The following is a 13,818-nucleotide window of genomic DNA, read 5'->3' as shown; positions in this document are numbered from 1 at the left end:
GTCGAAGATGTGGCGGCCCCTCCTACAGGTCTGTGAACTGCGAAGCGGTATGTCGAGCACACCTCATACGTTCGGTTTCAATCAATTTCACTGACGTAGGTGCCCACATCATCAAGAATCAGCTGCAGGGTTTCCGCGACTTCCCGCAGGTCGGCCCCTGACATGCCGTGATGGATTTCGTACTGGCTATGGCCCTCCAGCTGTTTGGCATCTTCCGGATCGATTTCGATCAGCAAGCGCTCGGCGCTGAGGGTTGCCTTCAGGCTTTTCAGCTCCAGTGATTTGTCATCGCCGACGGTGATTTCGACCTGGGTCTCGTCCGGGAAACGCGTCAGCAAGAACAGGTCGCCGGTTTCGCCGTGGCAGCTCAGCATCGCCATGTCGTCGTATTCGTCGTCGCATGGATTGACGATGATGCTTGGGGTGTTGATCAGCATGAGTGAACTCCGGGTTTATCGAAAACGGGCAGGCGTGATGATACCGCAGTGGACGGCTCAGTTTACCCATGGGTTGCGCGGCGTCGGGCTGCCGATGACCGAATATGTCGCCGCACCGCAAGCACGGTCAGGCTCGCAATCGTTAAGCTGCGCAGCAGATGAAAGCCGGTAACGACAGCGCCTGCCTGGGCAGTGCCTTTTTAGATACGGCCCATTTTTTTCGTCACGCGCAGTCAAACAAACAGATGTGACTACCCGTTCGCGACGAGCGTTTGTTCTATAGCTTCACTACCCTGTCATGCTGTGCTGCTTTTGTTTAATTCCAGCACGCGTGATGGCGATCCCCCAGAAGGGGATGCGACGTTTCCATCAATAAAAGCCCAAGCGGAGTACCACAGATGGCGTTCTTCACCGCAGCCAGCAAGTCTGACTTTCAGCATCAACTGCAAGCAGCACTGGCGCAGCACATCAGTGAACAGGCACTGCCACAAGTGGCGCTGTTCGCTGAGCAATTCTTCGGCATTATCTCCCTTGATGAACTGACCCAGCGCCGGCTATCCGACCTGGCCGGTTGCACCCTGTCTGCCTGGCGACTGCTTGAACGTTTTGAAAGTATTCATCCGCAAGTGCGGGTCTACAACCCGGATTACGAACGTCACGGCTGGCAGTCGACCCACACCGCAGTTGAGGTTCTGCACCACGATTTACCGTTCCTGGTGGATTCGGTACGCACCGAACTGAACCGCCGCGGTTACAGCATTCATACCCTGCAAACCACCGTGCTCAGCGCCCGTCGGGGTGCCAATGGCGAATTGCTGGAGCTGCTGCCAAAAGGCAGCAACGGCGATGACGTGCAGCAAGAATCGCTGATGTACCTGGAAATCGACCGCTGCGCCAACTCCGCTGAAATGAACGTGCTGGCGCGTGAATTGGAACAAGTGCTGGACGAAGTACGGGTCGCGGTCGCTGATTTCGAACCGATGAAGAGCAAGATCGGCGAGTTGCTGGCCGGCATCGATACCATGGAGTTCGCCGTCGAAGAGGGCGAGAAATCCGAGGTCAAGGTCTTCCTGCAATGGTTGGTGGATAACCACTTCACCTTCCTCGGCTATGAAGAATTTGAAGTCCGCAGCGACGAGGCCGGTGGCTACCTGGTGTATGACGAGTCGTCGTTCCTCGGTCTGACTAAGCTGCTGCGTGCCGGGTTGACCAAAGACGACCTGCACATCGAAGACTACGCAGTGAATTACCTGCAAGAGCCGATGTTGCTGTCGTTCGCCAAGGCCGCTCACCCAAGCCGCGTGCACCGCCCGGCCTACCCGGACTACGTGTCAATCCGCCAGATCGACGCTAGCGGTAACGTCACCAAAGAATGCCGATTCATGGGCTTGTACACCTCGTCGGTGTACGGCGAAAGCGTGCGTCAGATCCCCTATATCCGTCGCAAGGTGGCGGAAGTGGAGCGTCGCTCGGGTTTCGATTCAAAGGCGCATTTGGGTAAAGAACTGACTCAGGTCGTGGAAGTGCTGCCGCGTGATGACCTGTTCCAGACGCCGGTGGACGAGCTGTTCAACACCGTGATGTCTATCGTGCAGATCCAGGAGCGCAACAAGATTCGCGTGTTCCTGCGCAAAGACCCGTACGGCCGCTTCTGCTATTGCCTTGCCTACGTGCCGCGTGACGTGTATTCCACCGAAGTTCGGCAGAAGATCCAGCAAGTGCTGATGGATCGCTTGAAAGCCAGCGATTGCGAATTCTGGACCTTCTTCTCCGAGTCAGTTCTGGCCCGCGTGCAGTTGATCCTGCGTGTGGACCCGAAAAGCCGCCTCGACATCGATCCGCAGCAACTGGAAAACGAAGTGGTTCAGGCCTGCCGTTCATGGCAGGACGACTATTCGAACCTAGTGGTCGAAAGCTTCGGCGAAGCCCACGGTACCAGCGTATTGGCCGACTTCCCGAAAGGCTTCCCAGCCGGTTACCGCGAGCGCTTTGCCGCGCATTCGGCGGTGGTCGATATGCAGCATTTGCTGAGCCTGACCGAAGCCAACCCCCTGGTGATGAGCTTTTATCAACCGCTGGCACAAGGCGGCAAGCAACAGCTGCACTGCAAGCTGTACCACGCAGACACACCGCTGGCGTTGTCCGACGTGCTGCCGATCCTGGAAAACCTCGGCCTACGGGTATTGGGCGAATTCCCCTATCGTCTGCGTCGTACCAATGGCCGCGAATTCTGGATTCACGATTTTGCTTTCACTGCTGGCGAAGGCTTGAACCTCGACATCTCGCAGCTGAACGACACCCTGCAAGACGCGTTTGTCCACATCGTCAGCGGCGATGCCGAAAACGATGCGTTCAACCGTTTGGTGCTGACCGCCGGTTTGCCTTGGCGCGATGTGGCGTTGCTGCGGGCTTATGCGCGCTACATGAAGCAAATCCGTTTGGGCTTCGACCTTGGCTACATCGCGAGCACCCTGAATAACCACACGGAAATCGCTCGCGAGCTGACCCGGTTGTTCAAGACGCGTTTCTATCTGGCGCGCAAACTCACCGGCGATGACCTGGAAGACAAACAGCTGCGTCTGGAACAGGCGATTTTGACGGCCTTGGACGAGGTTCAGGTGCTCAATGAAGACCGTATCCTGCGGCGTTATCTGGACCTGATCAAAGCCACCCTGCGGACCAACTTTTATCAGCCCGATGCCAACGGCCAGAACAAGAGCTATTTCAGCTTCAAGTTCAACCCGCGTCTGATTCCCGAGCTGCCGAAGCCGGTGCCGAAATTCGAGATTTTCGTCTATTCGCCACGGGTTGAAGGCGTGCATTTACGCTTCGGTAACGTCGCTCGCGGAGGTCTGCGTTGGTCGGACCGTGAAGAAGATTTCCGTACTGAAGTGTTGGGCTTGGTAAAAGCTCAGCAAGTGAAGAACTCGGTCATCGTGCCAGTAGGCGCCAAAGGTGGGTTCATTCCGCGTCGTCTGCCGTTGCTGGGTGGCAGCCGCGATGAGACTCAGGCCGAGGCGATTGCCTGCTACAAGATATTCATCTCCGCCCTGTTGGACATCACCGATAACCTGAAAGACGGTGGCTTGGTGCCGCCGCTGAATGTGGTGCGCCACGACGAAGATGACCCGTATCTGGTGGTGGCTGCCGACAAAGGCACCGCAACTTTCTCCGACATCGCCAACGGCATCGCCATCGAATACGGCTTCTGGCTCGGCGACGCGTTTGCGTCCGGTGGATCGGCCGGTTACGACCACAAGAAGATGGGCATCACCGCCAAAGGCGCGTGGGTCGGTGTGCAGCGTCACTTCCGTGAACGCGACATCAATGTCCAGAAGGACAACATCAGCGTGATCGGTATCGGCGACATGGCCGGTGACGTCTTCGGTAACGGCTTGTTGATGTCAGAAACCTTGCAACTGGTGGCCGCGTTCAACCACCTGCATATTTTCATCGATCCAAACCCGGAACCGGCTAACAGCTTCGTCGAGCGTCAACGCTTGTTCGATCTGCCACGTTCGTCCTGGTCGGACTACGACACCAGCATCATGTCCCAGGGCGGCGGGATTTATCCGCGCAGTTTGAAGAGCATTCCGATCAGCCCAGAGATGAAAGCGCGTTTCGACATCAGCGCCGACAAGCTGACCCCGACCGAGCTGCTCAACGCGTTGCTCAAGGCGCCGGTTGATTTGCTGTGGAACGGCGGCATCGGCACCTACGTTAAATCCAGCGAAGAAAGCCACGCTGATGTGGGCGACAAGGCCAACGATGCGCTGCGGGTGAACGGTAATGAGCTGCGCTGCAAAGTGGTAGGCGAGGGCGGCAACCTCGGCATGACCCAACTGGGTCGCGTCGAATTCGGCCTCAATGGCGGCGGTTCTAACACCGACTTCATCGACAACGCCGGTGGCGTGGATTGCTCCGACCACGAGGTAAACATCAAGATCCTGCTTAACGAAGTGGTTCAGGCAGGCGACATGACTGAAAAACAGCGTAACCAGCTGCTGGAAAGCATGACCGACGAAGTGGGCCACTTGGTATTGGGCAATAACTACAAGCAGACCCAGGCATTGTCCTTGGCTGCGCGTCGGGCTTACGAGCGGATCGCTGAATACAAGCGCTTGATGAACGATCTGGAAGCACGGGGCAAGCTGGACCGTGCCATCGAGTTCCTGCCAGCCGAAGAGCAACTGGCTGAGCGCATCGCGGCAGGCCATGGCTTGACCCGTCCTGAGCTGTCGGTGCTGATTTCGTACAGCAAAATCGACCTCAAGGAATCCTTGCTTGAGTCTCGCGTGCCGGACGACGACTACCTCGCTCGCGACATGGAAACGGCTTTCCCGCCGTCCCTGGCGGCGAAATTCTCCGAAGCCATGCGTCGTCACCGACTGAAGCGCGAAATTGTCAGCACCCAGATCGCCAACGATCTGGTTAACCACATGGGCATCACCTTCGTGCAGCGGCTCAAAGAGTCCACCGGCATGAGCGCTGCCAACGTGGCCGGTGCGTACGTGATCGTGCGGGACATCTTCCACCTGCCGCACTGGTTCCGTCAGATCGAAGCGCTGGACACCAAGGTGCCGGCTGAAATCCAGCTGGCGCTGATGGACGAGCTGATGCGCCTGGGCCGTCGCGCCACGCGCTGGTTCCTGCGCAGCCGTCGCAACGAATTGGACGCCGGTCGTGATGTTGCACACTTTGGTCCGCACGTCGCGGCCCTGGGTCTGAAACTCGACGAGTTGCTCGAAGGCCCGACCCGTGACGTCTGGATGAGCCGTTATGAGGCGTATGTCGAAGCCGGTGTTCCAGAATTGCTGGCGCGCATGGTTGCGGGCACTAGCCACCTCTACACGCTGCTGCCGATCATCGAAGCGTCAGACGTCACGGGGCAGAACGCTGCCGACGTGGCCAAGGCTTACTTCGCTGTGGGCAGTTCGCTGGACGTGACCTGGTACTTGCAACAGATCAGTAACTTGCCGGTTGAAAACAACTGGCAAGCGCTGGCCCGTGAAGCCTTCCGCGACGACATCGACTGGCAGCAACGGGCTATTACGGTGTCGGTCCTGCAACAGCCTGACGCGCCGGCAGAGATCGAAGCACGTCTGGAAGCGTGGCTTGAACAGCACATGCCAATGGTCGATCGCTGGCGCGCCATGTTGGTTGAGTTGCGTGCTGCAAGCGGTACGGATTACGCGATGTATGCGGTGGCCAACCGCGAATTGCTGGATCTGGCCATGAGTGGGCAAGCCAGCGTGATTTGATGGTTTGAGTTGAAGCGGTAAATCAAAAAGCCCCGCGTCGAGAGATGTGGGGCTTTTTTTGTGATTTGTAGGAGCGAACTTGTTGGCGAGGCACACATTGCTTCGCCAACAAGTTGGCTCTACAGATGATCTGCGAAGCGCCACCGAATGTATTCGGGAAGGGGGCGGCGCGGTGTTTCTTCACGCTTGATTAATCGGGACGTTGGTATTGCCTGCCGAGTAATGGAATTTGGCGATCTAGCCAGTCGAAACTTCAGGTTACCGATTTTCCTTTGATTGGGTTTTTGCAGGCCGCCAATCTTTCCAGCTCGACATAAACTGCTACAGGACTTGTCATGAGCCAGCACAACCTGGCAGAACCACACCAAAATAGAATATGAGGCCAACTATGTTTTTATGGATCAGTGGATTTTTAAAAGGGGATGACGAGGACGACTCATTGAAATATGACCTCGTGGTTCAGCCTAATCATGAAGTCGCCGTGATTAGGATTCTTGGCTGGAATAGTTTGAATGAAAGCCCTGATGGGGAATGGTTGCTGACCATTGAGCAAACACAGCAAATACGCATGGTAATCAATGAGCAGTTGCCGACGAATTTGGACTTGTTTATAGGCGTGCGCGCATAGCCAGCACTGAGTCAAAGTGACCCGAGACGAAGCGCATAGGTAGAGGCGATCTTCGGGTCATAAAAAAACCCCATCACCAGGATGGGGTTTTTTCAACGCGGTGTTTCTTTACGCTTGAATAACCGGGATGTTGGCATTGGCTGCCGACTCACGGAATTCTGCGATTTGATCGAAGCTCAGGTAGCGGTAAACGTCCGCTGCCATGGTGTCGATTTCTTTCGCGTAGGCCATGTACTCTTCGACGGTCGGCAGGCGACCGAGGATCGATGCAACGGACGCCAACTCAGCCGAAGCCAGGTAAACGTTCGCGCCATCGCCCAAGCGGTTCGGGAAGTTACGGGTTGAGGTCGAGACCACGGTGGAGTTTGGTTCAACGCGAGCCTGGTTACCCATGCACAGCGAGCAGCCCGGCATTTCCATGCGCGCGCCGGCTTTGCCGTAGATGCCGTAGTAACCTTCTTCGGTCAACTGGTGAGCGTCCATTTTGGTCGGCGGCGACAGCCACAGACGGGTTGGAAGCTGACCTTTAACCTTGTCCAGCAACTTACCGGCAGCGCGGAAGTGACCAATGTTGGTCATGCACGAACCGATGAACACTTCGTCGATCTTCTCGCCAGCAACGCTGGAAAGCAGACGGGCGTCGTCCGGGTCGTTTGGCGCGCAGAGCACAGGCTCTTTGATTTCGTCGAGGTTGATTTCGATGGTTTCGGCGTATTCGGCGTCAGCATCGGCAACCATCAACTCAGGGTTGGCAACCCAGGCTTCCATCGCTTGAGCGCGACGTTCCAGAGTCCGTGCATCGCCGTAGCCTTCGCCGATCATCCAGCGCAGCAGGGTGATGTTGGAGTTCAGGTACTCGGTGATCGACTCTTTGGACAGCTTGATGGTGCAACCGGCAGCAGAGCGTTCGGCCGAGGCGTCGGACAGCTCGAAAGCCTGTTCGATGCTCAGGTTGTCGAGGCCTTCGATTTCCAGGATGCGACCGGAGAACGCGTTCTTCTTGCCTTTCTTCTCTACGGTCAACAGGCCAGCCTGGATCGCGTAGTAAGGAATGGCATGAACCAAGTCGCGCAGAGTAACGCCCGGCTGCATTTTGCCTTTGAAGCGAACCAGGATCGATTCCGGCATGTCCAGTGGCATAACACCCGTGGCAGCAGCAAACGCGACCAGACCGGAACCTGCTGGGAACGAAATGCCCATTGGGAAGCGGGTGTGGGAGTCACCACCGGTACCGACAGTGTCCGGCAGCAGCATGCGGTTCAGCCAGCTGTGGATGATGCCATCGCCCGGACGCAGGGAAACGCCGCCGCGGGTCATGATGAAATCAGGCAGCGTGTGGTGAGTCTGCACGTCGATCGGCTTTGGATACGCCGCGGTGTGGCAGAACGACTGCATGACCAGATCGGTGGAGAAACCCAGGCAAGCCAAGTCTTTCAGCTCGTCGCGGGTCATCGGGCCAGTGGTGTCCTGGGAACCGACGGTGGTCATTTTTGGTTCGCAGTACGTGCCTGGACGGATGCCGGTTACGCCGCACGCCTTGCCGACCATTTTCTGCGCCAGGGTGAAACCCTTGGTGCTGGCAATCGGTGGCTCAGGCAGCTTGAACAGCGTCGAAGGCGGCAGGCCCAATTCGGTACGGGCTTTCTCGGTCAAACCACGGCCGATGATCAGCGGGATACGGCCGCCAGCACGGACTTCGTCCAACAGCACAGGGGTCTTCATTTCGAAGGTGGCCAGGACTTCTTCGCTGTCGTGTTTGGTGACTTTACCGGCGTACGGGTAAACGTCGATCACGTCGCCCATGTTCATGTGGGTCACATCGAATTCGATCGGCAGTGCGCCGGCGTCTTCCATGGTGTTGTAGAAAATGGGAGCAATTTTGTTGCCGAAGCAGAAACCGCCAGCGCGCTTGTTCGGCACGTTTGGAACGTCGTCGCCGAAGAACCACAACACGGAGTTGGTGGCTGACTTACGCGACGAACCGGTACCGACCACATCACCGACGTAGGCAATAGGGAAGCCTTCGCCGCGCATGCGCTCGATTTGCTTCATCGGGCCGATGGCGCCTTGTTGATCAGGCACGATGCCGTCACGGGCCATTTTCAGCATGGCGAGTGCGTGCAGCGGGATGTCAGGGCGGGACCAGGCATCAGGCGCTGGGGACAGGTCGTCGGTGTTGGTTTCGCCGGTGACCTTGAACACGCGCAGGCTGATTTTTTCGGCCAGGGTAGGGCGATTCTGGAACCATTCGCCGTCAGCCCAGGACTGCAGGACTTCTTGGGCGTGAACGTTGCCGTTCTTGGCTTTTTCGGCCACGTCGTGGAATGCGTCGAACATCAACAGTGTGTGCTTGAGTGCTTTGGCAGACTCTGGCGCCAATACGGCGTCGTCGAGTAGGTCGACCAAGGTGACGATGTTGTAGCCACCTTGCATGGTGCCCAACAGTTTAACGGCGTGTTTTTTGTCAATCAGCGGGGAGGTGACTTCGCCTTTCGCCAGAGCGGACAGGAAGCCGGCCTTGACGTAAGCGGCTTCATCAACGCCTGGTGGAACGCGATTGGTGATCAGGTCGAGAAGAAAGGCTTCTTCGCCAGCCGGAGGGGTCTTCAGCAGCTCGATCAAGCCTGCGGTTTGTTCGGCGTTAAGCGGCTGGGGAACGATACCCAGAGCGGCGCGCTCTTCGATGTGTTTACGGTAGGCTTCAAGCACAGTTATTACCCTCATCAGTGGTCCCAAATGGGTGTCCGGGACGCTCATCCAGAAATAACTCGCACCCTGCACGACGAAGCTTTTGAGCCCCTTGGTCAGAGAAACGGTTATTCCTTACAGAAGCTGTTTTCAAAGTTTGACGCCTGCAGGACGGCTGATGAGTGTCGACTCAGGGGATTTCACGAGGAATTCCTGGGTCGACACCGGACTGCGGGGTTACTTAACTGTGCTCGTGACGCTTTGAAAACAGCTTCTAACGGACATTGGCGCCTTAAAAGGCTCGCTGATTCTACGGCAAAAATTGGCTAAAAGTAAGTTAACCACAGCACGTTCAAGGGTGACCCTCGTTAGACAAAGGGATAACATGCTGACCTGTTTCGCCTGTCGTAGCCTTGTTTCCTATGCCCAATCAAACCATCAAAACCCCGTGCGTCGGCCTCTGTTCCACTGTTTATGGGGATCTGGTGTGCCGTGGCTGCAAGCGTTTTCACCACGAAGTGATCAATTGGAATGGTTACAACGAGGCTGAAAAGCGTGCGGTCTGGTTGCGACTGGAACAATTGTTGGTGCAGGTCATGGCGGGCAAACTTCAGGTGTTCGACCCCGCCAAGCTGCGCCTGCAACTGGAGCAGCGCAAAATTCGCTTCGTGCCGAATCAATCGGTGTATTGCTGGGCCTACCAGTTAATTGCTCGCGGGGCGCGGGTGATCACCCAACTCGACGCCTACGGCGTGGTCCTGATGCCGGAGTTTCGCGGCTGGAACCTGCCGGACCTGCGGGACGCCATTGATCGCGAGTTTTTCCTGTTGTCTGAAGCCCATTACGAACGTTACATCGCGCCGGGGTTTTTGAAGGATACGTTTGGCGGTTAAGCGGTGGTGCGGCTTTCCCGAATAAATTCGGTCCCACAGAATGAACTGCGCATTACCCGGCGGGAGCGAACTTGTTCGCGAAGGCGCCATCGCAGGCACCGCATCAGATCAGCCGTTGACGGCCAATGCTTCCAAATGCGCAATAACCTCTTCGGTTTTCAGCACCAGCACATCACTTTCCAGCGAATCGAGAATGACTTCAGCGGTGTTGCCGATCAATGCGCCTGAAATACCGGTGCGTCCGACGGTGCCGATGATGGTGACTGCGGCTTTAAGCGTGTGCGCGGTGTGCGGAATCAACACGTCGGCGGGGCCTTCTGCGATGTGCAAATGGCTGTCGTCAACGTCGAACTCAGTCTGAAACGCCAAACACTGCTCTTGATAACGCGCTTGGATATGGACGGCGGGATCGACTGCCGAGAGGATGGGCGCGGGGTGGGCAGCGATCACATGCAACTGACCCTTGGTCAATGCGGCAATTTCAAAGCCGTAATCGACGATGCTGAAATGCAGCGCCCGGTGCTCGCCGTCGGCGTTGCCGACATCCACGGCTGCGAGGATGACGCCGCCGGTCCATGAGGTCGCGGTCTTGACCATCAATACCGCGCTGGGGCATTTGCGCAGCAGTTTCCAATCGTCGGGTGTCAGCAGGGCTTTTTTCAGCGGGTTGTCGGGAAAGTGCTGCTTGATCACCAGTCCGCAGTTTTCTGCTTGCTGCACATCAATGATGGTTTGGTGTGGGCTGTCGTTCCAGGCCTGCTGGGCAGTGGCGTTGAAGTCGGCCCTGAGCAAGTCGTCCTTGAGTTCTTCGAGCAGTAGCGAATGGTCGTGTTTTTTGTCGCAGACCAGCAGGTGCAGGTGCGCTTGGGTCACGCAGGCGATCAGCTTGGCCCGGTTAAGGGCCAGGCTTTCGGCGTCATGAGGTTCGATGATCACAAGGATGCTGCGAACGGCTTGCATAGGGGAGAACCTCGGCCGATGGCGGTAGACACAACTATAGTTGCAGTCTGCTGACTCGCTAGTTGATTCAGATCAGGACAAATCCGCTACCTGACGCTGTTTCATTCCCACGGCCCTCGTATAATGCTGCGCTTTGCCCACCCCGGCCGACTGTGAACCTATGCAACTGAACCCAGCAATCGACGCTCCGCTTCCTGCCGCCAAGGCCCAACGGGCCTCCGTGATGCCTGAAATCCACGAGTTCCTTGGCTGCAAAACCCCTGACGCCTGGGTCGAAGCGGCGCTGGCTGATCAACCGACGATGCTGCTCGATCACAAAAATTGTGAATTTAAAGCCGCCAGCACCGCCATGAGCATGATCGCTAAATACGGCGCGTACACCGACATGGTCCTGATGATGTCGCGGCTGGCCCGGGAAGAGTTGGTGCACCATGAGCAGGTTGTGCGCCTGATGAAAAAGCGCAAGGTCGATTGGCGGCCGCTGTCCGCTAGCCGATATGCATCTGGTCTTAGATCCGCCGTGCGCAGCCATGAGCCGGTCAAACTCAGCGATACGTTGGTGGTTGGCGCGTTCATCGAAGCGCGCAGTTGCGAACGCTTTGAGAAGCTGGTGCCACATCTGGACGAAGAACTGGGCGCCTTTTATCACGGCTTGCTCAATAGCGAAGCGCGGCATTATCAGGGTTACCTGAAGTTGGCTTACCAGTATGGCGATGCCGCCGATGTGGCACAGACCATCGAAAGGATCCGGGTGGTGGAATCCAGCTTGATCGACAGCCCGGATGTCGAGTTCCGCTTTCACAGTGGTGTTCCGCAAAACCTGGCTCAGCGCTAAGCAGCCACGCCGCTGAACGTCCGTTCAGCGGTTTCTTCGAGATAAAAACAAAGCCTCCTATTTAATGCTTGGACATTCGCTGCCTAGGCAGTAACATCTTGTCATATTCCTGCCTAGGCAGCTTTTTGGTGACTCGATGAAACACTTCACTCCCGAGAACTTTCACGCCGGTCTCATGGGCTTGCTGATAGGCCGCGTTGACGGCCTGAAGAATCGCATCCTCGACACCCATCTGGTGCCTTACGGTGTGACCTCTTCGCAATTTAAAGTGCTGATTATCGTAGGCCAGTATCAGAGCGATACGCCGGTTGAACTGTGCCGGCATCTGTCTCTGGACAGCGGTTCGATGACGCGGATGATTGATCGTCTGGTGCAGAAGGGTTTGCTGGTCCGCGATCGTTCGGAAACCGACCGTCGTCAGGTCAAGCTCGCGCTGACCGACGAAGGCCAGAAGCTGTCGCAGCGGCTGCCGCAGATTGGTGCCGAGGCAATGAATGACTTATTCGCGGCGCTCGACAGCGCCGAAGTGAAACGTCTGGAGCAGATCCTGACAAAAGTGTTAGTGGCCGCTGACGATCAAATCACTATCGCCCGCCTGGGCTTCAACCAAGCGAGTGAGCAATGAACCGCTTAGTCGTCCGAACCTCGTTTAAGCCGGCATTCCTGATGCTGGCTTTCGCCATGAGCTTGGCCGGTTGCGCCAATTACCAGGGCTTGGTAACCAAGGGGATGAGCTTGGATGCGCACAGTTTGCAGACTGCGCAGAGCTTTAAGGACATCAAGCTGTCGCCAGCGGCCTGGCCGAAAAGTGAATGGTGGAAAAGCCTCGGTGATCCTCAGCTCGACCGTTTGATCGCCGAAGCGTTGCGCGACAGCCCCGACATGCAGATCGCCAGTGCCCGTGCGCATCAGGCCAGTGCTGCTGCGTATGCGGCCGATGCCCAGCGCACGCCAATCCTGGATGCCGAAGGCGGCGTTTCCCGTTCCCGCTTGGCTGCCGATCAGAGCCCAACGGGTGAGGGCGGCACTTACTCCACAGTGCGTAACCTGGATTTGAATTTTAACTACACCTTCGATTTGTGGGGCGGGCAACGCGCCACGTGGGAAGCTGCGTTGGGCCAAGCGCGTGCCGCCGAAATCGATCAACAGTCCGCCCGGCTGACACTCGCCGCCAATGTGGCCCGAGCCTATAGCGACCTCGGTCAGGCCCATGCGGTGTATGACCTGGCGGCGGATGACTTGAAGCGCACCCGGCAAATGCTTGAGTTGGGCAACCGCCGACTGAACTCAGGCATCGACAGCCGCTTTCAATTCCAGCAGACCCAAAGCCTGGAAGCCGGCTCCGAAGCCCAGTTGATCGATGCGCAAAAACGCCTGCGCAGTGCAAAAATCAGCTTGGCGGTATTGCTCGGCAAAGGTCCGGACCGCGGCGATGAAATCGCCCGGCCAAGCGTACTCAAGCCTAGCGCTGTAGCGCTGCCGTCGTCGTTGCCTGCGCAGTTGTTGGGGCGTCGTCCAGATCTGGTCGCGGCGCGCTGGCGGGTGGAAGCAGCGAGCAAGACTATTGTGGCCGGGAAAACCAATTTTTATCCCAACTTGAACCTGAGTGCTGCCGTCGGTAGTGAGTCACTGCTGGGGGATGCGATGTTTGGCTCGGCCAGCCGCTTCTTCAATATTGCTCCGGCGGTTTCGCTGCCGATTTTCGACGGTGGGCGCTTGCGTGCTGATCTTGATGCCCGCGATGCCGATTACGACCTCGCGGTGGCGCAGTACAACAAAAGTCTGGTTCAAGCCTTGGGCGATGTCAGTGACACCTTGTCCCAAATGCGCTCTATCAGTCGCCAAATCGAGGCTCAACAGCGCGCCAGCGACATTGCCAAAGCCTCGTATGACACGGCGACTCAACGTTTTGGCTCGGGGATCGGCAACTATGTCGACGTCCTGACCATCGAACAGCAACTGCTCCAGTCCCAACGCCAATTGGCCGACCTCACCGCCGAACGAATCGACCTCTCGATTCAGTTGATGCAAGCCTTGGGCGGCGGCTTTCAAAGCAGCTCTGCTGACCAGAACGCCGGCCCGGGTACCCCTTCAACCGCTTCGCAGACTGAATAAC

At 57.2% G+C, this 13,818-nt stretch carries 9 protein-coding genes; 6 read left to right on the top strand and 3 right to left on the bottom strand.

Annotation, left to right across the window (positions count from 1 at the left end; translation table 11 throughout):
* Window positions 1-77: 77 nt before the first annotated feature.
* Window positions 78-437, bottom strand: coding sequence for a hypothetical protein (locus tag RHM59_RS09750; RefSeq protein ID WP_322286482.1), 360 nt, complete (start codon window positions 435-437; stop codon window positions 78-80).
* A 398-nt stretch (window positions 438-835) separates the two neighbouring features.
* Here RHM59_RS09750 and RHM59_RS09745 point away from each other — a divergent pair, with 398 nt between their 5' ends.
* Window positions 836-5,698, top strand: a complete 4,863-nt coding sequence (locus RHM59_RS09745; protein ID WP_322286481.1) for an NAD-glutamate dehydrogenase — start codon at window positions 836-838, stop codon at window positions 5,696-5,698.
* Between the two features lie 388 nt (window positions 5,699-6,086).
* Window positions 6,087-6,326, top strand: a complete 240-nt coding sequence (locus tag RHM59_RS09740; RefSeq protein WP_322286480.1) for a pyocin S6 family toxin immunity protein — start codon at window positions 6,087-6,089, stop codon at window positions 6,324-6,326.
* 108 nt (window positions 6,327-6,434) lie between these two features.
* Here the strand turns inward: RHM59_RS09740 and acnB are convergent, their stop codons facing one another.
* On the bottom strand, window positions 6,435-9,035 hold the full coding sequence (gene acnB / locus RHM59_RS09735; protein ID WP_322171050.1) for a bifunctional aconitate hydratase 2/2-methylisocitrate dehydratase: 2,601 nt from the start codon (window positions 9,033-9,035) through the stop codon (window positions 6,435-6,437).
* A gap of 401 nt (window positions 9,036-9,436) precedes the next feature.
* Between acnB and RHM59_RS09730 the strand changes: the two genes are divergently transcribed.
* Window positions 9,437-9,907: a DUF1289 domain-containing protein gene (locus RHM59_RS09730; RefSeq protein WP_322165412.1), complete on the top strand. Its 471-nt coding sequence runs from the start codon at window positions 9,437-9,439 to the stop codon at window positions 9,905-9,907.
* A gap of 108 nt (window positions 9,908-10,015) precedes the next feature.
* Here RHM59_RS09730 and RHM59_RS09725 read toward each other — a convergent pair whose 3' ends face one another.
* Window positions 10,016-10,867, bottom strand: a complete 852-nt coding sequence (locus RHM59_RS09725) for a universal stress protein (RefSeq protein ID WP_322286479.1) — start codon at window positions 10,865-10,867, stop codon at window positions 10,016-10,018.
* Window positions 10,868-11,090: 223 nt separating this feature from the next.
* Here RHM59_RS09725 and RHM59_RS09720 point away from each other — a divergent pair, with 223 nt between their 5' ends.
* From RHM59_RS09720 to RHM59_RS09710, 3 genes are all read left to right on the top strand, one after another.
* Entirely contained in the window at window positions 11,091-11,702 is a 612-nt protein-coding gene (locus RHM59_RS09720; protein ID WP_322286692.1) for a tRNA-(ms[2]io[6]A)-hydroxylase, read from the top strand.
* A gap of 136 nt (window positions 11,703-11,838) precedes the next feature.
* The gene (locus tag RHM59_RS09715) at window positions 11,839-12,327 is read left to right on the top strand and encodes a MarR family transcriptional regulator (protein WP_322183608.1); all 489 of its coding nucleotides are present in this window, start codon (window positions 11,839-11,841) and stop codon (window positions 12,325-12,327) included.
* The gene (locus RHM59_RS09710) at window positions 12,324-13,817 is read left to right on the top strand and encodes an efflux transporter outer membrane subunit (RefSeq protein ID WP_322286478.1); all 1,494 of its coding nucleotides are present in this window, start codon (window positions 12,324-12,326) and stop codon (window positions 13,815-13,817) included. The genes RHM59_RS09715 and RHM59_RS09710 overlap by 4 nt, the downstream gene beginning before the upstream one ends.
* Window position 13,818: the final 1 nt, after the last annotated feature.

This window comes from Pseudomonas sp. MH10, from assembly GCF_034353045.1.
Taxonomy (GTDB): Bacteria; Pseudomonadota; Gammaproteobacteria; order Pseudomonadales; family Pseudomonadaceae; genus Aquipseudomonas.
This window is presented reverse-complemented; position numbering and strand designations above follow the sequence as displayed.